General features: G+C 41.1%; 24 protein-coding genes. 11 read left to right on the forward strand and 13 right to left on the reverse strand.

What is annotated here, in order from left to right:
- Positions 1 to 171: 171 nt before the first annotated feature.
- Both ACH30E_RS13975 and hemH read right to left on the reverse strand, forming a co-directional pair.
- Positions 172 to 723, reverse strand: coding sequence for a CopD family protein (locus tag ACH30E_RS13975; RefSeq protein WP_490825318.1), 552 nt, complete (start codon positions 721 to 723; stop codon positions 172 to 174).
- A 121-nt stretch (positions 724 to 844) separates the two neighbouring features.
- Complete coding sequence (hemH, locus tag ACH30E_RS13980) at positions 845 to 1873, reverse strand: ferrochelatase (RefSeq protein ID WP_294990180.1); 1029 nt, start codon at positions 1871 to 1873, stop codon at positions 845 to 847.
- A gap of 245 nt (positions 1874 to 2118) precedes the next feature.
- On the opposite strand from hemH, the gene hemA reads away from it, so the two are divergent.
- The 9 genes from hemA to ACH30E_RS14025 all read left to right on the forward strand — a co-directional run bounded on the left by hemA (position 2119) and on the right by ACH30E_RS14025 (position 11714).
- Complete coding sequence (gene hemA / locus ACH30E_RS13985; protein WP_490825317.1) at positions 2119 to 3327, forward strand: glutamyl-tRNA reductase; 1209 nt, start codon at positions 2119 to 2121, stop codon at positions 3325 to 3327.
- A gap of 8 nt (positions 3328 to 3335) precedes the next feature.
- The gene (locus ACH30E_RS13990; RefSeq protein WP_490825316.1) at positions 3336 to 4310 is read left to right on the forward strand and encodes a hydroxymethylbilane synthase; all 975 of its coding nucleotides are present in this window, start codon (positions 3336 to 3338) and stop codon (positions 4308 to 4310) included.
- On the forward strand, positions 4300 to 5004 hold the full coding sequence (locus tag ACH30E_RS13995) for a uroporphyrinogen-III synthase (protein ID WP_490825315.1): 705 nt from the start codon (positions 4300 to 4302) through the stop codon (positions 5002 to 5004). Before ACH30E_RS13990 ends, ACH30E_RS13995 begins: the two co-directional genes overlap by 11 nt.
- 102 nt (positions 5005 to 5106) lie before the next feature.
- The gene (gene hemE / locus ACH30E_RS14000) at positions 5107 to 6138 is read left to right on the forward strand and encodes a uroporphyrinogen decarboxylase (RefSeq protein WP_490825314.1); all 1032 of its coding nucleotides are present in this window, start codon (positions 5107 to 5109) and stop codon (positions 6136 to 6138) included.
- Positions 6139 to 6246: 108 nt separating this feature from the next.
- The gene (gene hemF / locus ACH30E_RS14005; RefSeq protein WP_490825313.1) at positions 6247 to 7155 is read left to right on the forward strand and encodes an oxygen-dependent coproporphyrinogen oxidase; all 909 of its coding nucleotides are present in this window, start codon (positions 6247 to 6249) and stop codon (positions 7153 to 7155) included.
- A gap of 72 nt (positions 7156 to 7227) precedes the next feature.
- Positions 7228 to 8205 carry a porphobilinogen synthase gene (gene hemB, locus ACH30E_RS14010; protein WP_490825312.1) on the forward strand — a complete coding sequence of 326 codons (978 nt, stop codon included), beginning with the start codon at positions 7228 to 7230 and terminating at the stop codon, positions 8203 to 8205.
- Positions 8206 to 8294: 89 nt separating this feature from the next.
- A complete protein-coding gene (hemL, locus tag ACH30E_RS14015; RefSeq protein ID WP_490825311.1) occupies positions 8295 to 9587 on the forward strand; it encodes a glutamate-1-semialdehyde 2,1-aminomutase in 1293 nt (430 codons plus the stop codon).
- Between the two features lie 71 nt (positions 9588 to 9658).
- Positions 9659 to 10654, forward strand: coding sequence for a 2-hydroxyacid dehydrogenase (locus tag ACH30E_RS14020; protein ID WP_490825310.1), 996 nt, complete (start codon positions 9659 to 9661; stop codon positions 10652 to 10654).
- 34 nt (positions 10655 to 10688) lie between these two features.
- Positions 10689 to 11714, forward strand: coding sequence for a hypothetical protein (locus ACH30E_RS14025; RefSeq protein WP_294990156.1), 1026 nt, complete (start codon positions 10689 to 10691; stop codon positions 11712 to 11714).
- A gap of 232 nt (positions 11715 to 11946) precedes the next feature.
- On the opposite strand, the gene ACH30E_RS14030 is transcribed toward ACH30E_RS14025, so the two are convergent.
- From ACH30E_RS14030 to ACH30E_RS14050, 5 genes are all read right to left on the reverse strand, one after another.
- Positions 11947 to 12624 (reverse strand): lipoprotein signal peptidase, encoded by a 678-nt coding sequence (locus tag ACH30E_RS14030; RefSeq protein WP_294990154.1) that lies wholly within the window; start codon positions 12622 to 12624, stop codon positions 11947 to 11949.
- A gap of 88 nt (positions 12625 to 12712) precedes the next feature.
- Positions 12713 to 15208 carry a bifunctional UDP-N-acetylmuramoyl-tripeptide:D-alanyl-D-alanine ligase/alanine racemase gene (locus ACH30E_RS14035; protein ID WP_490825309.1) on the reverse strand — a complete coding sequence of 832 codons (2496 nt, stop codon included), beginning with the start codon at positions 15206 to 15208 and terminating at the stop codon, positions 12713 to 12715.
- 17 nt (positions 15209 to 15225) lie between these two features.
- The gene (locus ACH30E_RS14040) at positions 15226 to 16191 is read right to left on the reverse strand and encodes a TerC/Alx family metal homeostasis membrane protein (RefSeq protein ID WP_294990151.1); all 966 of its coding nucleotides are present in this window, start codon (positions 16189 to 16191) and stop codon (positions 15226 to 15228) included.
- Positions 16192 to 16239: 48 nt separating this feature from the next.
- Entirely contained in the window at positions 16240 to 17985 is a 1746-nt protein-coding gene (gene gldG, locus ACH30E_RS14045) for a gliding motility-associated ABC transporter substrate-binding protein GldG (RefSeq protein ID WP_490825308.1), read from the reverse strand.
- Between the two features lie 9 nt (positions 17986 to 17994).
- Positions 17995 to 18717, reverse strand: a complete 723-nt coding sequence (locus ACH30E_RS14050; protein WP_490825307.1) for an ABC transporter permease subunit — start codon at positions 18715 to 18717, stop codon at positions 17995 to 17997.
- Between the two features lie 105 nt (positions 18718 to 18822).
- Between ACH30E_RS14050 and ACH30E_RS14055 the strand changes: the two genes are divergently transcribed.
- Positions 18823 to 19155 (forward strand): hypothetical protein, encoded by a 333-nt coding sequence (locus ACH30E_RS14055; protein WP_490825306.1) that lies wholly within the window; start codon positions 18823 to 18825, stop codon positions 19153 to 19155.
- A gap of 180 nt (positions 19156 to 19335) precedes the next feature.
- On the opposite strand, the gene ACH30E_RS14060 is transcribed toward ACH30E_RS14055, so the two are convergent.
- The 3 genes from ACH30E_RS14060 to ACH30E_RS14070 all read right to left on the reverse strand — a co-directional run bounded on the left by ACH30E_RS14060 (position 19336) and on the right by ACH30E_RS14070 (position 21497).
- Entirely contained in the window at positions 19336 to 19686 is a 351-nt protein-coding gene (locus ACH30E_RS14060; RefSeq protein WP_294990139.1) for a HesB/IscA family protein, read from the reverse strand.
- Between the two features lie 54 nt (positions 19687 to 19740).
- Positions 19741 to 20160 (reverse strand): Fe-S cluster assembly scaffold IscU, encoded by a 420-nt coding sequence (iscU, locus tag ACH30E_RS14065; protein ID WP_294990136.1) that lies wholly within the window; start codon positions 20158 to 20160, stop codon positions 19741 to 19743.
- A gap of 119 nt (positions 20161 to 20279) precedes the next feature.
- Positions 20280 to 21497: an IscS subfamily cysteine desulfurase gene (locus tag ACH30E_RS14070; RefSeq protein ID WP_490825305.1), complete on the reverse strand. Its 1218-nt coding sequence runs from the start codon at positions 21495 to 21497 to the stop codon at positions 20280 to 20282.
- Between the two features lie 125 nt (positions 21498 to 21622).
- Here ACH30E_RS14070 and mce point away from each other — a divergent pair, with 125 nt between their 5' ends.
- Positions 21623 to 22036, forward strand: coding sequence for a methylmalonyl-CoA epimerase (gene mce, locus ACH30E_RS14075; protein WP_294990131.1), 414 nt, complete (start codon positions 21623 to 21625; stop codon positions 22034 to 22036).
- A 678-nt stretch (positions 22037 to 22714) separates the two neighbouring features.
- Here mce and rnc read toward each other — a convergent pair.
- The 3 genes from rnc to ACH30E_RS14090 form a co-directional block, all read right to left on the reverse strand.
- Positions 22715 to 23428, reverse strand: coding sequence for a ribonuclease III (gene rnc, locus ACH30E_RS14080; RefSeq protein ID WP_294990128.1), 714 nt, complete (start codon positions 23426 to 23428; stop codon positions 22715 to 22717).
- Between the two features lie 5 nt (positions 23429 to 23433).
- Positions 23434 to 24687 carry a beta-ketoacyl-ACP synthase II gene (fabF, locus tag ACH30E_RS14085; RefSeq protein WP_294990125.1) on the reverse strand — a complete coding sequence of 418 codons (1254 nt, stop codon included), beginning with the start codon at positions 24685 to 24687 and terminating at the stop codon, positions 23434 to 23436.
- Between the two features lie 90 nt (positions 24688 to 24777).
- A complete protein-coding gene (locus ACH30E_RS14090) occupies positions 24778 to 25014 on the reverse strand; it encodes an acyl carrier protein (protein WP_026751146.1) in 237 nt (78 codons plus the stop codon).
- Positions 25015 to 25304 lie beyond the last annotated feature (290 nt).

The following is a 25304-nucleotide window of genomic DNA, read 5'->3' on the forward strand; positions in this document are numbered from 1 at the left end:
AAGGTACGTAATATAGGGGAGAATGCTTAAAGCCGAGGCCTGAATGCTAAAAATGCGCTATCTGGCATAGAAAATGAGAAGTATTTAATTGATAATCAATTAAATATAAATAGGCATATATTCTATAAAGTTACAAAAAAGACAGGAATTGCACAAAAAAACCGGTATCGGCTATTTCTTTCTGTTGCGGGCCATTTTATAGATGCGGATTGCAGCCATCAGAACCAGGATAAAAAGGAATAACCCGGCCAATCCCCACAAAAAGCTCATGCTTTGTTTTACGGATACCAGCATTACGATGGCAACCAGAAATACCGTAGCCACTTCGTTCCATAGCCTGAGTTGGTTAGAACTGTATTTAAAGACCCCGGAAATTTCCTGTTTAAAGATTCGGTGAAGAGAAAGATGATAGGCGTACAATAGAACGACAAAAACCAGTTTTACCAATAACCACCTTCCTTCAGGCTCAAAAAGGGTTTTATGCCAGCCACCATGAAATAAGACCGACAGGCCCATTATTAAGGTGATAATAGCCGATGGCCAGGTAATGCCATACCACAGTCTTTTCATCATAATAGCAAACTGTGCCCTCAAAATAGATTGCTCCGGCTCACCCTTCTCCCCTGCCTCAGTTGCATAAATAAATAATCGCGGCATATAAAACATCCCCGCAAACCAGGTTACGATGAAGATGATGTGGAGGGCTTTGAGATAATTGTACAATTTGGAAATTTGAAAATGAGCTAATTTGAAAATTTGAAAATGAAGCAGATTGATACGGACTTTCATTTTCACTCTTTTTCCTAATGCTAAATATAGCCTACTATTAAATAATACATCATTTTCAAATTTTCAAATTTTCAAATTGCCTAATTATTGTATCCACCCACGCAGGATGTGTATTCAGACAAGGTATAAGGGTAAAGGATTCGCCGCCGGCATGCATAAAAGTTTCTTTTCCTTCCTCACCTATCTCTTCAATGGTTTCCAGGCAGTCGCTGATAAAAGCTGGACAGGCGATCAGTAATTTTTTAATGCCTTCACCAGGCATAGCTTCCAGACGCTTATCCGTAAAGGGTTCCAGCCATCCCTTGCCCAATCTTGATTGAAATGAGATACTGTATTTTTCTTTGGGAATACCTAATTTTTCTGCTACCAGTTTTGTGGTTACCACCAACTGGTGACGGTAACAAGTTGCATGAGCAGCAGAAGCCGTTTCACAACAATTGTTTACCTGCAGACAATGACAGCCGGTTGTATCGCTTTTGCGGATATGTCTTTGGGGAACACCATGGTAACTGAATAAAAAATGATCATACTCCTGTTCCGTATAAGGCTTCATGGATTGTGCCAGCGCATCGATATAATCAGCATCGTCATAGAATGGTTTTATGATAGTAAGTTTAAAACCATATTTGCCTTTTTCATAGTGTTCTTTCGCATATTCCACCGCCGTTTCATAACTGCTCATGGCATAGTGGGGGTACAAAGGGAGTAATACCACTTCCTCCAAATCAGGATTTTCTTTCATCAGTTCATCATAAGCCTGTTTGGGGGATGGATTTCCATACCGCATAGCAATGGCCACCGGCTCACTTATCTTTTGCTGTAGTGCCTGCTGTAACTGTTTTGTTAGAACAATGAGCGGCGATCCCTCATTTGTCCAGACGCTCTTATAAGCTTCTGCCGATTTAGGGGCACGAAAAGGAACGATAATGCCTCTAACCAATAAAACACGAACGAGATATGGGATATCTATTACGCGTCCATCCATTAAAAATTCGTTCAGGTATCTTCTAACATCCTTCACTTCCGTTGAATCAGGAGATCCAAGATTCATCAATAAAAGTGCGCGCTTCGTATTTGTTGCCATATTTCGGTTTGAATGTGCAAAAGTAGACTAACAATTACCATTGTAAAAAGTTCTACCCTTTCAATTTTGCATAATCAACGAAGTAAACTGTTCATCAGATTTAATTTATAGGGCAATAACAACCGTTCCTATAAAATTCTGACATAGAAATGACAATGTAATGACGTTTGTCATGTTTTTAAAGAAACCATGCGAGATACCTTTGCGTACTTATTTAAGGCGATATATAAGGTTCGCTAAAGATTATGGAGAAAGGACAATTTTTTGTTGCAGGGATTAACTATAAAAAAACGGATGCAGCCATCCGTGGACATTTTGCTATTAATCCCGATCAATACCATACTATTCTTAACAGGGCCGCCAAAATCGGATTAAAAGAGCTTTTTGTATTAAGCACCTGTAATAGAACCGAAATTTATGGTCTGGCTCCAGATGCTGCCACCCTTATACAGTTACTTTGCGAAGTAACCGTGGGTGACGCCGAAACATTTATGCAGCGTTGCTACATCAAACAGGATAAAGAGGCATTACAACATATTTTTTCTGTAGGGGCAGGTTTAGACTCACAGATTTTAGGCGATTATGAGATTGTTGGACAAATGAAACTCGCGGTAAAATTTGCGAGGGAAAGAAATATGATCGGTGCCTTCCTCGATAGACTATTCAACACCGTTTTACAGGCTTCCAAGCAAATCAAAAATGAAACAGCCTTGAGTGGCGGAACCATTTCTGTTTCATTTGCAGCCATTCAATTTATTCGTCAACAGATAGTTGATACAAAAGGTAAAAAAATCGTTTTACTGGGAACCGGTAAAATTGGTCGCAACACCTGTAAAAATCTGGTAGACTATCTCGATACAAATAATATTACCCTGATTAACAGAACAGCAGAAAAAGCCCAGGAACTTGCCGCTTCAATGAATCTGCAATATGCCAGTTGGGATAACCTTACAGAGGAAGTTAACAGTGCCGATATCGTGATTGTTGCAACGAATGCTGAAAACCCTGTATTAACTACCGCTAACCTTAGAACCGGATCACAGAAAATACTGATCGACCTTTCTATACCAAATAATATAGATCCTCAACTGGCGCATCAACAAGGCATAGTGCTCGCGAATGTTGATGACCTGTCAAAAATCAACGATCAAACCCTCCGCAAGCGCAAGGCAGAAGTGCCCAAAGCCATGAACATCATTCAACAATATATGAATGAGTTTGCTGAATGGACCAGTCAGCGCCGTCATGTACCTGTACTCAAAGCGGTCAAACAAAAATTACACGATATGCATTCCTGTGGATTGTTTCTAACTTCACAGCGGGTGTCGAACGATATTAATACCGAAGCCATCCAAAAAGTGGTGAATAATGTAGCAGTAAAAATGCGCAGCAGGAATCAACCAGGCTGTCATTACATTGAGGCTATCAACGATTTCATGACCATAAGTCATTAATTCTATACATGAACAGGGTAATCAGAATAGGTACACGCGACAGTCAGTTAGCCGTGTGGCAAGCCACATGGGTACAAAAGCTATTGGAAGAAAAAGGAATAGCTACTGAACTCGTGTACATAAAAAGTGAAGGTGATATTGACTTGGTTACTCCTTTATATGAAATTGGCGTACAGGGTATCTTCACCAAAACACTCGATGCCGCGCTGCTAAACAATAAAATTGATATTGCCGTTCACTCCATGAAAGATGTTCCTACTCAACTCGCAAAGGGAATCAGGGAAGCAGCAGTATTACAACGAGCATCTCATAAAGATTTACTGGTCTACAAAGATGACACCACACTTGAAGCAATTGGTTGCGTGAATGGTGAATGGTCAATGGTGAATGAAGAGTCATTCACAATTCACCATTCACCATTCACAGTTGCGACCAGCAGTGTCAGAAGAAAAGCCCAGTGGCTGAACAGGTATCCGAACCATCAGTTTGATAATCTCAGGGGTAATGTAAATACACGTTTACGCAAGCTGGAAGAAAGTAACTGGCAAGGTGCCATTTTTGCTGCTGCCGGACTAGAGCGTATTAACCTTAGACCGGAAAAATCTATTGAGTTGGATTGGATGCTCCCTGCCCCTGCGCAAGGAGCTGTGATGGTTGTTTGCAGAGAAGGTGAGCAAGAAATATTTGAACAATGCGCAACCCTCAACCATGAAGCTACTGCAATCTGCGCAAGTGCAGAAAGAACTTTTCTTCGTGCATTAATGGGTGGATGCGCAACGCCAATCAGTGCATTGGCAACGATAGCCAACAACGAATTTATTTTCCGTGGAAATGTTTTATCACTCAACGGCAAACAGAAAATTGCGGTGATCCATAAAACATCCATTGAAAAAGCAATTTCAACAGCAGAAACAGCAGCCAGGGAAATCATAGAAAAAGGAGGCGCCGAAATTATTCGCGCCATTAGAAAAAATGAGTGCTAATTACTCCATATTAAGTACAAGACCAGTTAGTAAAACACTGGTAGCTGAAGCCGCTGAATCGGGTATTCAACTAAATGCTATTGCATTTATTGATACAGAACCCATTCAGGATATAGACGTTCAACAAGAAGTGGAACAAACCGCGCTGCAATATGCCACGGTTGTTTTCACCAGTATGAATGCCGTTGAATCAGTAATAACCATGCTCGATGAACAGGTTCCTGAATGGAATATCTATTGCATGGGTAATACTACAGCAGAACTGATCACAAACTATTTTGGTGAAAATGCTATAGCCGGAACCGCTGGCAGCGCCGCTGATCTGGCAGACCTCATCATTGAAAATGAAGATACCGACGAAGTCGTTTTCTTCTGCGGAGATCAACGCAGAGACGAGCTACCCGAAAAACTTGCCAAAGCAGGCATTGACCTGAATGAAGTAGTGGTTTATAAAACCATAGCCCTACCGAAAAAATTGGAAAACAATTACCAGGGTGTGATATTTTTTAGTCCAAGTGCCGTTCACAGTTATTTCAGTATAAATAAAGTGGTTGATCAAACTGTACTATTCGCCATTGGACAAACAACCGCAACAGCAATTAAACAATACACCAATAATAAAATAATCACCGCCAACTCGCCAGGGAAAGAAGAACTGGTGAGAAAAGCGATAAAACACTTTAGGAGATCGTGAATTGTCAATTGTGAATGGTGAATAGGGATTGACTTTAGAATTTGTAGTACTATCTATCGACAATTCACAATTGACAATTCACGCCTCCCACACAACAAGCCTATGCTACAAAACAATCTACTCCTCCGCACCCTTCGTGGTGAAACAACTGAAAGAACTCCCGTTTGGATGATGCGCCAGGCTGGCCGTTATCTGCCTGAATACATGGTTTTGAGAGAAAAATATGGATTCTTTGAACGTTGTCAGACGCCGGAACTCGCCTGTGAGATTACCTTACAGCCTGTTGACATTATTGGTGTTGATGCTGCGATCCTTTTTTCAGATATCCTGGTAGTGCCCCAGGCAATGGGATTAGAAGTGCAACTGATAGAAAGCAAAGGACCAGTGTTGCCCGATCCAATTAAAACGGTGAATGATATGAACCGTGTTAGGGTACCCGATGTTCATGAAACACTTGGTTATGTATTTGATGCCATCAAACTAATTAAGCAGGAGTTAAATGGTCGTGTGCCATTGATTGGCTTTGCAGGTGCTCCATGGACATTACTCTGTTATATGGTCCAAGGCAAGGGATCAAAAACTTTTGATGAAGCCAAAGCATTCTGTTATACTCAACCGGAACTTGCTCACCAACTGCTTCAAATGATCACCGACACCACTATCGCCTACCTGAAAGCACAAATAAAAGCCGGCGCAGATACCGTACAGTTGTTCGATAGCTGGGGCGGGTTATTAAGTCCGCATGATTTTGAAAACCTCTCTTTGCGATATATGCGTCAAATTGTAGCCGCAGTAAAAGATGAGGCACCAACCATCATCTTCGCCAAAGGTGCATGGCATAGTCTTGATCAAATGGCAGCAACAGGCGCACATGGATTGGGAATAGACTGGTGTATTAAACCAGCGCTAGCCAGACAATTTGCAGGTAATAATGTTACCCTCCAGGGAAATTTTGACCCGGCTAAATTATTATCACCCATTCCAGTAATTCAACAGGAAGTAAAAGATATGCTCAAAGCATTTGGACCGGGCAGACATATAGCCAACCTCGGCCACGGTATACTACCCAATGTACCCGTTGACCATGCAAGGGCTTTTGTGGATGCAGTTAAAGAGTTTAGATATGAAGCGTGAATAGTCAATGGTGAATGGTGAATGGGGTATGCTGAAATCATATACTTTACTATCAACTATTGACAATTCACCATTGACAATTCACACCTCACTAACCAATACAACCTTATGATCAAAGAACAATGGATATCCTTCATCCACCAGTTGCAAGACGATATATGCACTACACTGGAGAAGGCAGATGGTAAAGCAACATTTAAAGAAGACCTCTGGGATCGCCCTGAAGGAGGTGGAGGCAGAACAAGGGTTATCAGTAATGGTAGCGTGCTGGAGAAAGGTGGTGTAAATACATCCATCGTATTTGGCGAAGTTACCGACCTTATGCGTACCCAACTGAAGATTAACGGACACAGTTGGTTTGCATGTGGATTGAGTTTGGTAATACATCCTTTTAATCCGTTTGTTCCTACTGTACATTGCAATTATCGCATGTTTGAATTGTACAATGAAGCAGGTGAAGTAATCGACAGATGGTTTGGTGGCGGTACAGACCTGACTCCTTATTATCTTTTTGAAGAAGATGCACAGTTCTTTCACCGAACATATAAAGATGCATGCGACTCATTCGACATCACTTTGTATCCCAAATTCAAAAAAGAATGTGACGACTATTTCGTTAACTGGCATCGCAATATGGAACGAAGAGGCATTGGGGGCATATTTTATGATTACCAGCGTGCAGATGATAAAAAAACGGTTGAATTCTGGATGGGTCTTGCCAAAGCATGTGGTTACGCATTCATCGATAGCTATGTACCCATCATTGAAAAAAGAAAGAAAACAACCTTTACCGCCGCAAACAAATACTGGCAGGAGATACGCAGGGGCAGGTATACAGAATTCAACCTTGTACACGATAGAGGAACTATCTTTGGACTCAAAACAAATGGCCGGATTGAAAGTATTCTAATGAGCTTACCACCAACCGTTCGTTTCGATTACAACCACCAACCAGCCGAAGGATCTGAAGAATGGAAATTGTTGCAGGCTTGTTTGCATCCGGGGGAATGGATATAAAAATGTCAGATGGCAGATGTCAGATTTAATATATCTGCGATCTGATATCTGACATCTATAAATTTACAAACTATGCAATTGCAAAGAAGAAACCGAATCCTCCGACAATCACCTGCCATTCGTGCGATGGTGGCGGAGACGATATTGACGCCGGCTGATTTTATTGCTCCCTTATTTATTGATGAAGGCGAAAATATAAAAACAGAAATTGCGTCAATGCCTGGGTACTACCGTATGTCGCTTGATCTTACGGTGAAAGAAGTGAAATTGTTATGGGATATGGGTATTCGTTCCGTGTTGCTTTTTATTAAATGTAAAGATGAACTGAAAGATAATACAGGTAAAGAAGCCTGGAATAAAAACGGGTTGATGCAACGAAGCATCAAAGCAATTAAAGAGGCTGTTCCGGGTATGGTTGTCATGACAGATGTTGCCCTTGATCCGTTTTCTTCTTATGGACATGATGGTATTGTAAAAAATGGAGAGATTGTAAACGATGAAACGGTTGAGGCTCTGGTTAAAATGAGTATCAGTCATGCAGAAGCCGGCTGCGATTTTGTAGCCCCCAGCGATATGATGGATGGCCGCATAGGTGCTATCAGAACCGGATTGGAAGAAACAGGCTTTACAAAAGTGGGCATTATGAGTTATAGTGCTAAATATGCTTCTTGTTTTTATGGGCCTTTCAGAGATGCACTTGATAGCGCTCCTGGTTTTGGTGATAAGAAAACTTATCAAATGGATTTCGCCAACCGAACAGAAGCCATCAAAGAAACCATTATGGATGTGGAAGAAGGTGCAGATATAGTAATGGTAAAACCTGCGATGGCATACCTTGATATTATTCGCGAAGTAAAAAATGCAGTTGATGTACCAGTTAGTGCTTATCAGGTAAGCGGTGAATATGCCATGATCAAAGCCGCCGCCAAATTGGGCTGGCTGAATGAAGAAAAAGCAATCATCGAAAGTCTTACCTCAATTAAACGCGCAGGTGCAGATTTGATTGCGACCTATTTTGCGAAAGATCTTATTAGACTGATTAACGGATAATTGATTGCCACAGAGTACACAGAGAAGCACAGAAAGATTCTGTGTATTTCAGTGCTTTCAGTGGCAATCCACCAACAATAATTATTACAATGTACAATAAAAGCATTAGTCTCTTCGAACGTGCGCAACAGTCAATTCCAGGAGGTGTCAACTCACCCGTAAGGGCATTTAAAAGTGTGGGTGGCACTCCGTTATTTATGGAAAAAGCCAAAGGCGCATACCTGTATGATGCAGATGGTAACAGATATATAGATTATATCGCCTCCTGGGGTCCGATGATCCTCGGACATGCTTATGAGCCTGTGGTGAAAGCCATTCAGGAAAAAGCAGTTTTATCTACTTCTTACGGCGCGCCAACTGAATTAGAAATTGAAATGGCTGAACTGATAAAAAGCATGGCGCCGAATGTAGACCTTATCAGGATGGTTAGCAGTGGTACCGAAGCCTGCATGAGTGCTTTACGATTGGCTCGTGGTTATACCGGCAAAAATAAGTTCATCAAATTCGAAGGTTGTTATCATGGTCATGCCGATGCCTTTCTTGTAAAAGCCGGAAGTGGCTTAGCTACTTTTGATATACAAACAGTACCAGGTATAACAGGAGGTGTTTCGAACGATACGCTCACCTGTGCATACAACGATCTGGATGCCGTAAAAGCATTGGTTGCTTCAAATAAAAATGAAATTGCAGCCATCATCATTGAGCCGGTAGCTGGCAATATGGGTTGTATTCTTCCAGCACCTGGTTTCCTGGAAGGGTTAAGAAAAATATGTACCGATGAAGGTATTGTGTTCATCTTTGATGAAGTTATGACAGGCTTTCGTTTAGCAGCAGGCGGAGCTCAGGAAGTTTTGAATATCGATGCCGATCTTATCACCTATGGTAAAGTAATAGGTGCCGGTATGCCAGTTGGAGCATTTGGTGGAAAAAGAGCAATCATGGAAAAAATTGCTCCGCTTGGAAATGTTTACCAGGCAGGCACTTTAAGTGGTAACCCTATTGCTATGATTGCTGGTTATACTTTATTACAGGAGTTGAAAAATAATCCATCCATCTACCAGGAACTAAACGATAAAACAAATTACCTGCACGAAGGACTAGACAAAGTATTGGCAGCATCCGGAGTGCCTTATATTATCAACAGAAAAGGTTCGATGATCAGTGTGCATTTCAGCAAGCATCCCGTTACTGATTTTGCATCTGCTGCTGCAGCAGATAATGCCTTTTTCAACAAATATTTTCATGCCATGCTGAAACGAGGCATCTATCTCCCCCCATCCGCCTTTGAAAGCTGGTTTCTCAACAACGCACTTAGCTATGCCGATCTGGATGCTACTATTGAGGCGACTAGGGAGAGCTTGAGGGAAATTAGTGAGGTGTGAATGGTGAATGGTCAATGGTGAATAAATAGATTATTGACAATTCACCATTGACCATTCACTATCTTTACCCCATGAAACTCACCTTCTTCTCATCCCAGCCTTATGACCGGCTTTTTTTTGAGCGGTATAATGATACGTTGGGGTTTGAGTTGCAATTTCTTGACATTTCTCTCGATGAACATACAGCCTCATTAGCCAAAAACGCTGATGCAGTTTGTGTTTTTGTGAATGATAAAGTAAATGCATCCGTTGTTTCTATTTTAAAAGAACATGGCGTCAAAGTGATTGCACTTCGCTGTGCAGGATTTAATAATGTTGACCTGGAAGCCTGCCGTAAAAATGCTATCCATGTTTGCAGGGTTCCCGCCTATTCTCCTGAAGCTGTTGCCGAACATGCAACTGCAATGATTCTCACCCTTAACCGAAAAACACATAAAGCATATAACCGTGTAAGGGAACAAAATTTTTCACTAAATGGGTTATTGGGTTTTAACCTGCATGGCAAAACGGTTGGTGTAATTGGCACAGGAAATATTGGTAAAGCATTTTGCAGAATCATGCTTGGATTTGGATGTTCAGTTAAAGCTTTCGACCTGATTGCCAATAAAGAAATGGAATCAATCGGCGTAACTTATCACCCACTTATTGAAGTATTACAGTCGGATATCATCTCTTTACACTGCCCCTTAAACGAACAAACCAAACATATTATCGGAGCTGAAACCATCGATTATATAAAAAAAGGGGCCATGCTCATTAATACGGGCCGAGGAGGATTAATTGATACAAAAATCATTATCCAGGCACTAAAAAAAGGACATATCGGAGCTTTGGGTATGGATGTTTATGAACAGGAAGAAAAGCTGTTTTTCAGGGACTTATCCTCAAATATCATCCAGGATGATGATATCCAGCGGCTCATGAGCTTCCCGAATGTATTGATCACCGCCCACCAGGCCTTTTTCACCGATGAGGCCCTTTCCCAGATTGCTATTACTACGTTAAATAATGTGTTGCATTTACTAAAAAATAGTAATTTGAAGGACGAGGCTGCGTTATTGGCTTAATTTTAGTCTAAGAGTATAGAAAAGCTAAGGCACTATGAAAAAAATCAGTTCCAGATGGGTCGTTTTACTTTCTGCAGTTTTGTTTATCTGGGCTTGCCAAAAAGAGGTAAGTAAAGAAGGAACAGGACTGGGCGGTACTGCCCAAGGTTCATTAACAGATAGCTCTGGTTCATGCAAAGATGCAGTTGTACATGGTGAATATGTAATTGACCAGAATCTTACAGACAGCAACTATGTTGTTATTAAGGTAAACTTCACCTTACAAGGAAAATACAAGATTTATTCAGATACCATCAATGGAATGTGGTTCATTGATTCGGGCTTTGCTTTAACAACCGGAGCTACAACCGTAAAACTGAAAGGATACGGTAAACCCATACTGCCCAACAGAGCAGATTTTGTACTCACATTTGGCAGCAGCTTCTGTGCTTTCTCTGTAGTAACAACTGCAACCGGCGGTTCAGGTGGGGGTACAAGTACAGATTATTTCCCCAATACACTTGCATCAAACTGGACCTACGAATACCTTCCAAAACTTGGCACTTTGGATACTTTCAGGTCAACTGTTACCAATCAGACCGTATTCTTCGATAATATGGTCTTCAAACAATTTGATACAAATCCACTGGGAGAACCTTATTATTTCTCGAAAGACAATGCCGGAAATTACTATGCACTAAGCACCACAGATTTCGATTACCTCTTTCTTTTCGATTCTATTCCAAATACATTCATTACCTATCCTTTTCTGAAAGATAATGTAGCCGTAAGCACAACATGGGAAAGTCCGGAATATGGCAAAGTAAAACTAGGGTCGGAAGTAGGTGTTAGCAAAGCTGTATTTACCATCATGGGTAAAGGCATTACCTACAATGTGTTTAATACTTCCTATTCAGATGTAATAAGCGTAAAAAGGGTTATTCACTTCAAACCAGATGGCGGCAGCTACCGCGCGCTTATTGAAGGAACCAGCTATTATGCGAAAGGGGTTGGCCTGATTGATCAGGTAATTCCTGCAGCTAATCAGTCTGTTTCCTTAAAGAGAAAAGAAGTGTTCTAATTAGTCCACATTAATAGGGGTTCTTGGTAAGCAATGAATTGATAGCCATTGCCGTCTGAGATAATCTGGTTGGAAGTGTAGCGTATGATGGAACGCAGATCTTCATGATTTTCAAGATATATCATGATAAATCTTGAAAATTCCTGTTCTATTAATAACGATTACGCATCAACAGCAATCAGATATTTATCTTACCCGCTGATTTTACATGATGCTATCTGGCGAAATATTACTAGAATATCTGCGTTTTATCATCCACCACAGATTTGGTTTCTACGGTTGAATGTTTTTCTTCTTTCTGGTGTTTGAAGAATTTATTCTGGAAGATTAAGATGGCTATTACACCAGCCGAGATAGAGGCATCGGCAAGGTTAAACACTGGTCTGAAAAATTCAAAGTCATCTCCCCCAACAAATGGCACCCAACTTGGATAATGAGTATCAGTAATGATGGGGAAATAAAACATATCTACCACTTTACCATGCAATAAACCAGCATAGCCGCCACCTGAAGGAAACAAAGTGGCTACATTTTGTGTAAAAGGATTGCTTTGCTCAAAGATCAATCCATAAAATAAACTATCTATCAGGTTACCCAATGCCCCGGCATAAATGAGTCCGGCGCAGATCATAAAACCTTTATGGTAATGTTTCTTGATGAAATCGCGCAGCAGGAAAGTACCCCAGATTACGGCAACCAATCTGAAAAGTGTGAGGGCTATTTTCCCAAAGCCGCCACCAAATTTCCAGCCCCAGGCCATGCCTTCATTTTCAACAAAATGCAGCCTGAACCAATCACCAATTATTTTATGCTCCTCACCAGCATAATAATTCAGTTTGATATAAAACTTTAATGCCTGATCGGCTACAATAATGGCGAGGATCAATAAAAACAGCTGCTTTCCTTTCACTTACTGGTAAATTTATACAGTCGCAAAGATAGGGGCTGAACCAACAAATCTGGTATTCACTAAAAGGTTGGTTTGTTAAATCATGCTTTTATTCCTCTACATATACCCTTTTAACCCGTTGGCTGATTCCGGTCATCACTTCATACACAATGGTCCCAGATGAGTCAGCCAGGTCCTGAACCGGTACCTGGGCACCGAAAACTTCTACTTCATCTCCTTCGGTGGCTTCTGGTATATCTGTAACATCGATCATGGTCATATCCATACAAATATTACCCACTACAGGTGCTTTTTTGCCCTTCAACATCATATATCCACTGCCATTTCCGAGGCTGCGACTATAGCCATCTGCATAGCCTATTCTTACGGTCGCAATCATACTATCACGGCTTAGAACACCTTTTCTATTATAACCTACGGTTTCGCCTACAGGAACCCTTCTGATTTGCGCTATGGTAGTTTTAAGCGTTGCAACTGTCTGTAACGACAACTGATGCTGGTTGGCGCTGTCAACACCATATAATCCAATTCCCAACCTCACCATATCATACTGGTATTCCGGATGTCTGAATATACCTGCCGAATTTGCAATATGCCTGATAAATGAATAACCAAGTACCTCTTTCATCGCTGCCACTGCTATTTCAAACCTGCGAACCTGTTCACGGGTGAAATCGTCCAGTGAAGCAGATTCACTTGCTGCCAGATGACTCAATACCGATTTGGCAACCATGGTTCCCTGTTCCTTCATGTGAGTAGCCAGTTCGCTTGCTTCAGAAACCTCAAAGCCCAATCTGTTCATACCTGTATTGAACTTTATGTGAACCGGATACTGGGTAATAGCCTGCCTCTTTAAAAACTGGTGGAAAGCATGGTAAATATTGAAAGAATATATCTCCGGTTCGAGGTCGTATTGTATCATGGCATCAAAGCCGGCTTCATCAACATTCATTACCATGATCGGCATGCTTATCCCCGCTTTGCGCAATTCAAGCCCTTCATCGGCATATGCTACTGCCAGATAATCTACTTTATGGAATTGCAATATCCTTGCTACTTCCGCAGTACCGCTTCCATAACTAAAAGCTTTTACCATGGCCATGATACGGGTACTCGGTGAAAGCTCCTGCTGGTATGCTTTCAGGTTATGAACCATGGCCGTAAGGTTTACTTCCATTGCGGTCTGGTGAATTTTTTGTTCCAGCCATTGACTGATCCTTTCAAAGGAAAATACCCTGGCTCCTTTCAATAAAATATATTCATCCCTGAATTGATTCAATGAAGCATGCTTTAGAAAATCTTCCGTCGATTCGAATAAAACAAATTCAATATCGGACTTATATTTTTCGAAAACAGTACTTTGGCTGCGCATCATGCTGCCAATACCAATCAACCTGCTTACCCCTCTTTGTATCAGTAGTTCTATGATATAGGTATATAACTGTGCATCCGTTTTACCGGTTTGCAAAAGATCAGAAAGGATCAGTGTGGTTTTATTTTTTCCAGCCTGTTGCAATAAAAAATCGAGTGCCAGTTCGAGTGAAGCTATATCATTACTATAGCTATCGTTCAGCAGATAACAATTATTAACTGCTCGCTTCAATTGCATACGCATATCTACTGCTTCCAGCAACATCATGCGTTTATTTATCCATTCTGCAGAATAGCCCATTAATAATAATACGGCCCAACAAGTGATGGCATTATCAATTGATATACGATCGGTAAAAGGTATTTGAATTTGTACCTGGCTACCCTGGTAAGTTGCACTGACAAGGGTTTGTTGTGTTGATTTTTCTTCCGCAGTCACCCGCAAATCAGCAGTAGTCTCTCTGCTCCAACTGAAGAACTGAATATTTTCTTTAAATAGTTGTCTGTTCTTTCCCGAAATATCCAGCAAAGGTTCAATACTATCTTTACAATACACTAGACTATCCGCATCCGAAAATAATTTTGCCTTGGCTACAGCTTTTGATAATTCATCTTTAAACCCTGCCGCATGTGCAGCTCCGATATTGGTCCATACACCAATTGTAGGTTGCACAATTTGCTGCAAGGCTTCCATTTCACCTTCCTTTGAAATGCCTGCTTCAAATATACCCAGTGTATGAGATTGATTGAGTTGCCAAACACTTAAAGGAACACCGATTTGTGAATTATAGCTTCTTGGACTTCTTACAATTTGCGCCTCTGTATGTAATAATTGGTATAGCCACTCTTTTACTATCGTTTTTCCATTACTACCGGTAATGCCAATAATGGGAATACTGAATTGTTTTCGGTGCCATGCGGCTAATTGTTGCAATGCCTGCAATACATCCGGCACTTCAAGGAATATGGCATCGGGATATATAGTAGTATCTATCCCCTGTTTCCCTATTACAAAAAAACGAAGTCCCCTGCTGTATAACTCTGTAATAAAGCTATGCCCATCACGCCGCGGACCACTCAAGGCAAAAAACAAGGTGTTTTCTGCAAATACCAGTTTACGGCTGTCGGTTAGCAGGTATTGAATAGACTGATCAACGGACGGTATCCGTTCTGCTTTGATGATGGTTGCTATATGTTGAATTGTATACGCCAATAAAGAGCATGGTTTTATCAGAGTGACCCATCGTGCACATCCTTGGGCGCTCCTTTTTTGTTAGCAAACATCGAATAAAATATAGATCCCGAAATACAGAGTACGATAAGTCCGAGGGAGATAAATACCTGTGTGCTCTTATCCACCCACATATTGATATAATGTTCGCCTAGCATTTTCACGCCAATAATTACCAGTACAATAGCGATTCCCTGTTGCAGGTAATCGAATTTTGAAACTGCTCCACGCAATAAGAAAAACAGGGATCTCAGTCCAAGTACCGCAAAAATATTGGAGGTATAAATCACCAGCTTATCTCTGGAAATACCCATTACAGCCGGAATTGAATCAAGCGCAAAAACAAGATCAATCGATGCAAGTAATACTACTACCACAAACAAAGTGGTGTATAAAGGTTTACCATTTTCACGAACCACATATTTGCCATCGCCATCATGAGGTGCCAGGGGCAGGTATTTTTTCAGGAAGCGATAAATTTTTGTGTCGTGGGGTTCAAATTCTTTCTCTTCATTTGAAGTAAACATTTTGTATCCGGTATAAACCAGGAACACACCAAAAATATACAACACCCAATGAAACTGTTCAACCAAGGCAACGCCAATCGTTATAAAAATAACCCTGAATACGATGGCCATTAGAATACCAATCAACAATACGCGGGAGTAGAATTTTTCTTTTACTTTAAAAGAATTGAATATGAGGATGAATACAAAAATATTATCGATGCTCAGGCTCCATTCCATCAGGTAAGCACTCAGGTATTCGAGGGCCAGCTTTTGTCCTTCTTCAACCCACATAAAAACGAAAAATGCCAATGCAAGCGAAACCCAGAAAAAAGTCTGTTTTAAAGCCTGTTTAATGGTTATCTGGGCATTCTTCTTACTCAGCAAACCAAGGTCAAATACAAGTGCCAGAACTAAAACGATCCCAAAAACAAGGTATACGATCTGATGAGTGGTCATGAGGGTAAATTAGACCGTAAAGATAAGATTCCAGCACGTCGCAGGTGTTTACTTGCCGTATTTCTTTTTTCGCCTCAATTGCAGTGTTGCTCCTGCTATTCCCAATAATACCAGCGGGGCAAGAATATTAATCCATTGCCAGGTATTTTTTTGATTGGCTATTTTTTCTTTATCCAATAAGCGGAGTACAATGGTTTTATTCCTGCTTTCAAATAAGCCATTATTGCTTACCAGGTAATCTATACAGTTCAGGAAAAACTCCCGGTTGGCAAATCGATACCCTTCAAAGGGAAGTTCACCCATAGAAAGTGGACCGGTTGTATTACTTAATGCATTGGTTACAATATCAGCATCAGATACTACAATTTGTTTCCCGGATACTTTAGCTGCTTTTAAAAATGGGCGGCCTGTTGTTCTTTGTACTGAATCCATTAAGTTATTGCTGGCCCTGTTCGCAAATAATGACTGAAAGTTTCCTTCCAGCAATACCGCAACCGGCACAAAACTTTTATTAAAGCTCCGCAGATCCTCTTCTGATTTTACACTGTTGATTGATACAATGGCCGGAGAAGAAATGCGACGGCTATTGGTATCAGATGCCAATAATATTGTTTTCTGAATTCCCGGTGCCTTAACCGTATCGATACTGGATGGAAAGATGGGTAATACCCGGTCTATATTTTTTGAAATAGGGTTATTCGTTTGGGATGCCAAAAAAGGATAATAAGGCCAGGGAACACGCTGCATATTGGGTGAACCATCGGGATTGCGGCCAATAACAATAGGTATTTTAGAACAGTTCAGGTCTTGCAACAAATCTCCATTAATACGAACACCATATTTAAAAAGAAGATCATCAATGTCTAATCCACGGTCAAATGCAGTATACTCTGCCTGGCTGCGCATCAGGCTGTCTAATTCAGCATGTAGTTTATCGATGAACCAAATCAGCTTACCGCCATTCATTACATACTGATCCAATTTTAGTTTGTCTTCCTCCGTAAAAGTTTGTGTGGGCTTTACAATAATCATTGCATCGATTAGTGTAGGGTCGGGATAACCTTGTTTCAGGTCAAAGACGGCCAGCCTGTATTCATTACGTAAACTTTCTCCCAGATCATTTACTTTAAGGTCTGTTGGTTCACCATTACCAACCAGATAAGCGATGGTAGGAATATTTTTTCTGGTAAGTTTATCGATGGCATTAGCGAACTTATACTCCAATAATGCCTCGGCTGCATTACGTGTGGCTTCCTTGTCTTCAAGCGGCTCAACATCATTCATCACATTGTATTGCCTGAAAATTTTTCTGCTGCTTCTCAGGTCAATAGCAATAGGTCTTCTGTTTCCATAACGCACAAGGGCTGATGGAATAATAAGTTGTGCGGTAGATTTATCGCTGCTGGTTATTTCACTTCTTTCAAATATAACACCCAAACTTGCCAGGCTATCATAAAGTATGGCTCGGGCTGTATCGTTGGATAAATCTTCCCCTGGCTTTTCAAATTTCACAATCAGTTGGTTACCCGACAGTGACTTAAATTCATCCAGTAACTCCTGTGTAGCCAGTGAAAGTTTTTTATAGTCTGCAGGCAATTCACCCGTTAGAAAAACATCTACCTGAATGGTTGAATCCAGGGTTGATAATAATTGTTTTGTAGGGTTGGTAAGACTGTATCGCTTATCTGCGGTCAGGTCTGCCCTGTAACCAATATTAGCCGATAGATAAATCAATGCTACCAGTATTACCAGCAAGCCCAACCAACCATATTTATGTTTTAATAATTGCGGCATAATGGTGCGTTATCTTTTCAACAGGTTCCTTTGTGTGAGAAAAAGAAAAAAGTATATAATAGCAGAAAAGTAAACAATGTCGCTTATGCGGACTACTCCTCTGCTGATACTGCGGTAATGAAAATGGATACCGAGCATTTCCAGGTAATAATCCATTCCTCCACTAAATACAGACAGTTTACTGATGGCATCGAATCCATTGTATAACAAGAAGCATACAAAAGCTCCGGCAATAAATGCTACTACTGTATTATTAGTATAGCTACTGGTACAAATTCCGATTGCGGTGAAAACGGCACCGAGTAATAACAGACCTAAATAACTACCAATTGTCGCACCTATGTCTATTCCTCCGGTTACACTGAGTGTTTGTATGGAGATGGCATAAATAATGGTAGGTAGTATGGCGGAAAAAACAATTATCAGGGCACCGAAAAACTTTCCCCAAACAAGTTGACCCGGAGAAAGGGGTAGTGTACGTAATATTTCAAAATTACCTAGTCGATATTCATCCGAAAAACTTCGCATGGTAATGGTAGGTACAACGAATAAAAGTATCCAGGGTACTAAGCTAAAAAAGCCGGCCAGACTGGCATATCCAAACTCCAGGATACTTGTTTCCGGGAAAACGAATAGCATCAGACCATTGATCAGCAGGAATACTGCCAGGGCAATAAAGCCTGTTAAGCTACTGAAGAATTGTTGCCATTCTTTTTTGCAGATAATCCACATATTGTCAAAACTAATTGTTCTCTTCGATAACAGTGCCGTTCATAAATATTTTATGTGTTCTTTATGGAATCTGTTGAATATGGCATCTAAAGTTAAAACAGCCATATGTTCAAGAAAATCATCCTGCTATTACTTACGGTATTTGGCGTGGGCTTATTTGCAAATGCTCAAACGAACCAATCTGAAAAGCTGGTTAAGAAAATGCCGCCGCCACCGCCGCCGCCAGTTGAGCGGCCAAAAGCAGCACCAAAATTCAATCCCCCAAAGATTAAAATGTTGCCCGGCACTCAACCGCCGCCACCACCGCCTCCGCCGGTTGAAAAAACAAAAATAAAACTCAAAAAAGCTCCAAAAGGAGACCCTCCAATAGTTATTCAAAAACCAGAACGGCCGGCTCCACCGGCACCGCCTGAGAAAGGGAATATTATTTTCAACTAGCAAATCGATCGAACAGGCCATTCTTTTTTTCTCATGTGTGTCAGATAACCTGTTCTGGCATTTGTTTACACAAATGCCGTTGGTTTTTGGAAAAGGCCTGGGCTATACCAGGCTTTTTTGTTTACAAAAGAAAAATGCCTGGATATACCAGGCATTTTATAATTCATTAATAATTTATCATTACACCGCAAAACTCTCCCCACATCCACAACTTCTGCTGGCATTAGGGTTATTGAAATAAAATCCTTTGCCATTCAATCCATCGGAGAAATCAAGTTCTGTATTTACGAGGTATAAAAAACTTTTCAGGTCTGTTACTACTTTCACGCCATTGTCTTCAAAAACCTGATCCATTGGTTTTATTTCATTATCGAAATCGAGTTTATAACTCAAGCCCGAACATCCACCTCCTACAACACCGACCCTTAAAAAGTACGAAGTATCTCCTGCAACACCTGCTTCATCCATCAGTTGCTGTACTTTTTTCTTTGCTTTATCGCTTACGTATATGCTGTTCTCTGTTGCGACCATTTGACTAATAGTTAATAGTTCATGGCTAATGGTTGAAAAATAGCCTTTTACAAATTAGTGCACGCCTTTCTCTTCGAATACCAGTTCTTCGAGACCATTCTTCTTACGATAATCGTTGATAGCTGCTTTAATAGCATCTTCTGCCAATACTGAGCAGTGAATCTTTACAGGAGGAAGGTTTAACTCTTCCACCAGATCCATATTATCGATCTGAACAGCCTGATCAACTGTTTTACCTTTCAACCACTCAGTAGCGAGTGATGAAGAAGCAATGGCTGATCCGCATCCGAAAGTTTTGAATTTAGCGTCTGTAATAACACCGGTAGCATCGTCTACTTCAATCTGAAGACGCATAACGTCGCCACACTCAGGAGCTCCAACTAAACCAGTACCTACATTCTTTTTTCCTTTATCTAGCGTACCCACATTTTTGGGGTTACTATAATGGTCGATTACTTTTTCTGAATATGCCATGGTTGAATCAATTTGAAAATTAAACAATTTGAAAATTTGAAAATGACGATACTACTTGTTAGTAATTGGGTAATTCAAAAATCATTTTCAAATTTTCAAATCACCCCATTTTCAAATTATCAGTGGTGTGCCCACTCAATGCTGTTCAGGTCGATACCTTCTTTGAACATTTCCCAGAGTGGACTCATTTCTCTCAGTTTTAATACGGTTTCACTTACAGCCTTGATGGTGTAGTCGATTTGTTCTTCGGTAGTAAATCTACCCAATCCAAAACGAAGCGAACTATGTGCCAGATCATCGCCCAGTCCTAGTGCTTTTAATACATAACTTGGTTCCAGTGAAGCAGAAGTACAAGCTGAACCAGATGAAAGGGCAATGTTTTTATTAAAGCCCATCATCAATCCCTCTCCTTCTACGTATTTAAAAGAAATATTACTTACATGTGGTAAACGGTGTTCACGACTTCCGTTCACATAAGCTTCTTCCAACTGCATTAAAGCATTTTCCAGCTTATCGCGCAGTTTGCTCAGTCTGGCAGCATCATCGGCCATTTCTAGTCTTGCGAGTTCACAAGCCTTACCAAAGCCAACAATACCAGATACATTCAATGTACCGCTGCGCATGCCTCTCTCATGACCACCGCCATCCATCTGGGCAGTTACTTTTACCCTTGGGTTTTTGCGGCGTACATAAAGAGCACCAACGCCTTTTGGACCGTACATTTTATGTCCGGTAAAAGCCATAATATCAATACCGTCTTTGTTTACGTCAACAGGTATTTTACCTACTGCCTGGGTTCCATCTGTAAAGAAAAGAACACCGTGTTTGCGAGCGATGGCGCTGATTTCTTTTACTGGCTGAATAACCCCGATTTCATTATTGGCATACATGATGGCAATAAGGATGGTATTGGGTTTAATTGCAGCTTCCAGTTCTTTCAGGTCTATCAATCCTTCCGGATTAACTTCCAGGTAGGTAACTTCCCCACCTGATCTTTCAATATGCTTACAGGTATCTAATACCGCTTTATGTTCTGTAGTACAGGTAATGATATGATTCCCTTTACTGGCGTACATTTCGTACACCCCTTTGATACCCAGGTTATCACCTTCGGTAGCGCCTGAGGTAAAGATGATCTCTTTCGGATCAGCTCCTATCAGTTTAGCCACCTGCTCACGTGCATAATCCACCGCTTCTTCAGCCTGCCAGCCAAATGAGTGGTTACGACTGGCCGCATTACCAAAATGTTCGGTAAAGTAAGGTATCATAGCTTCCAACACACGGGGATCCATGGGTGTGGTGGCATTGTTATCAAGGTAAATCGGTAATTTCAACATAGTACAGAGAAATTTGCTTGCTTATTAATACAAAAATACGTCAATCGGTTTATACTTGCAGAACTGAAACCCGCTTCCAGCCGCTTTTTTTCACAAATCGAAAGCCTATTTTAAAACAATAAAAGATGTTAAAAGTTGAACATATTGGCCTTGCCGTTAAAAATTTTTCGATTTCCATCCCATTATTCGAGCAATTACTGTCTACCCCCTGCTACAAAACCGAGACTGTGGCCTCAGAAAACGTCAATACAGCCTTTTTTCAGGTAGGGGAAACCAAGATAGAACTATTGGAAAGTACCGACCCAGATGGCGTAATTGCCCGTTTTATCGAGAAAAAGGGGGAAGGGATACACCATATTGCCTTCGAAGTAGCTGATATTGAGGCTGAAATGGCCCGTTTAAAAGGGCTTGGTTTCCAACTCCTCAACGAAACACCCAAATCCGGCGCCGACAACAAACTCGTCTGCTTCCTTCATCCAAAAGGAACGAATGGGGTGTTGGTGGAGCTTTGTCAGGAAGCAAAAGGAACAGAGAAATAAGGAATAAGGAACATGAAATAAGAAAGTAGTTATCCTTTCTGATTTCTTATTTCATGTTCCCTATTTCTTTGTTTCTATTGCAGCCTTTGCCGATGGAAAGAATGGAGTGTAGATTGAACTGTATCAGGAAGCAAAAAGAACAGAGAAATAAGGAATAAGGAACATGAAATATGAAAGTAGTTATCCTTTCTGATTTCTTATTTCATGTTCCCTATTTCTCTGTTTCTATTGCAGCCTTTGCCGACGGAAAGAATGGGGTGTAGATTGAACTGTATCAGGAAGCAAAAGGAACACAGAAATAAGGAATAAGGAACATGAAATATGAAAGTAGTTACCCTTTCTGATTTCTTATTTCATGTTCCCTATTTCTCTGTTTCTATTGCAGCCTTTGCCGACGGAAAGAATGGGGTGTAGATTGAACTGTATCAGGAAGCAAAAGGAACAGAGAAATAAGGAATAAGGAACATGAAATATGAAAGTAGTTACCTTTTCTGATTTCTTATTTCATGTTCCCTATTTCTCTGTTTCTATTGCAGCCTTTGCCGATGGAAAGAATGGGGTGTAGATTGAACTGTATCAGGAAGCAAAAAGAACAGAGAAATAAGGAATAAGGAACATGAAATCAGAAAGTAGTTATCCTTTCTGATTTCTTATTTCATGTTCCTTATTACTCTGTTTCTATTGCAGCCCAAGTTTTTCCACCGCTGCTTGCGCGGCAACCTGGGAGGCGTCTTTTTTATTGTAGCCTTTGCCGACGGAAAGAAGTTCGCCGTCTAGTATGATATGAATGGTGAAGAGGCGGCGGGAGCCTTCCATTTTTTCGTCTGCCAGGTCGAAAGTAAGTGTACGTCCGTGTTTACTCGCCCAGCCGATTAGTTTGTTTTTCAGGTTAATGTCAACCGATTCCAGATCGTCTACAAACATGTGTGGAATAACAATCTGCTTGAGTACCCAGTGTTGTGTTTTCTCGTACCCTTTATCAAGATACACCGCACCAACAACTGCTTCGAGTGTATTTCCGAATATCTGACTTCCTTTGAGGGAATTGTCGAATTTGTTGTAGAAGGTAAGCTTGCGCAGACCCATTTTAAGGGCGATATCGTTCAGTTGCTGGCGGTTAACCATTTTACTGCGCATTTCTGTGAGAAAGCCTTCGCCTTTATACGGATATCTTTTAAAAAGATAGTCGGCAACAACGGCACTTAGCACCGCATCACCAAGGTATTCGAGGCGTTCATTATTTTCTTCCGGGGTGTCTTTTACCGAACGGTGACTGAGGGCAGTACGATAAATAAGCAGGTTACCGGGTTTTAGGCCCAATACATTTTTCAGTTGTGCCTCAAAAGAAGCGTCTGACGATTTGGATGAAAAAAGTCGTTTTAAAAACTGCACAAATCTTAGGCTGTATATTTTTTCACGATTACACAGGCATTATGCCCTCCGAAACCAAATGTATTGCTTAAAGCGGCTCTTACGGTTTTTTGTTGTGCCTTATTGAAGGTAAAATTCAATTTAGGATCAAGTTCCGGGTCATCGGTAAAATGGTTAATAGTTGGCGGTATGATGTCGTGCATCACACTTTTAATACAGGCTATAGCCTCAATTACTCCTGCTGCTCCCAGACAGTGACCTGTCATAGATTTGGTTGCGCTGATATTGAGGTTGTAGGCGTGTTCACCAAATACTTCGGTAATTGCTTTTACTTCTGCTCCGTCTCCTAATGGGGTAGATGTTCCGTGGGTATTGATATAATCAATTTCATCGGCACGCATACCAGCATCTTTCAAAGCAGCAAACATTACATTGCGCGCGCCTAGTCCTTCAGGGTGTGGAGCAGTAAGATGATATGCATCTGCTGTTGCGCCACCACCTGCAATTTCGCAATAGATTTTTGCGCCACGTTTGATGGCATGTTCATATTCTTCCAGGATAAGTGCACCGGCAGCTTCTCCCATTACAAAACCATCGCGGTCCTTATCGTAAGGGCGGCTGGCTGTTTTAGGGTCATCGTTACGTTCGCTCATGGCTTTCATGGCATTAAAACCACCAAGTCCGGCTTCACTGATAACGGCTTCTGCGCCACCTGAAACAATAATATCTGCCTTACCCAGGCGAATGGTATCTACTGCGCTGATAATAGCATTGGTACTGGATGCGCAGGCACTCACTACTGCGTAGTTAGGTCCGCGAAATCCATGACGCATGGAGATAAGTCCGGCAGCAATATCCAGGATCATTTTAGGAATGAAAAAGGGATTGAAACGTGGTGTTCCATCGCCCTTTGCAAAGTTGATCACTTCTTCCTGGAAAGTGGTAAGTCCACCTATACCACTTGCAAAAATTACGCCTACGCGGTCAATATCTACATTGTCTTTGGAAATACCCGCATCGGAAACGGCCATTTCACTGGCAGCGATAGCGAGTTGTGCAAAACGGTCTGTTTTACGGGCTTCTTTACGATCCATAAAGAGTGTTGGATCGAAGCCTTTGATCTCACATGCAAAACGTGTTTTGAATTTGGATGCATCAAATAAAGTAATGTTATCAGCTCCGGGTACACCATTGATCAACGCCGTCCAATAATCTTCAAGGTTATTTCCTAACGGGGTGAGGGTGCCAATTCCGGTAACAACAACGCGCTTTAATTCCATGATCAAAACCTGTTTAAGTGAACATCCGCCTTTCGAGGCCGAAGCCGCAATAAGGCGGATGTAAAATTATTCCTTAAATAAAATTAATTCTTACTTGGCATGTTCTTCCAGGTAAGCAACAGCCTGACCAACGGTGGTGATGGTTTCTGCCTGCTCATCAGGAATAGAGATGTTGAATTCTTTTTCGAATTCCATAATCAACTCAACGGTATCCAGTGAATCGGCACCGAGATCGTTGGTAAAAGAAGCCTCATTGGTAACCTCGGCCTCGTCAACCCCTAACTTGTCAACTATGATTTTCTTAACTCTTGTTGCGATGTCTGACATTGTAAAAAGTTTTTGTTACAGCCGCAAAAATATACTTTTTGTCAAATAAGCAATCTTTTCGGGCATATTTGTTTCCACAGAGAAAAAGACCGGAAGTCCGGGAGTCCGAAAGTCCGGAGGAAAGAGCGTTTTAATATTGATTGCGCCAATATCCCCCCTAAAACACCCGGTTTTCATCTTCCGGTCATCGGACTCCCGGACTTTCGGACTAATTTTAAAAAGACCGGAAGTCCGGGAGTCCGAAAGTCCGAAGGAAAGTGCGTTTTAAATATTGATTGCGCCGTATTCCC

The organism is Sediminibacterium sp. FW305-C-61 (assembly GCF_058231065.1).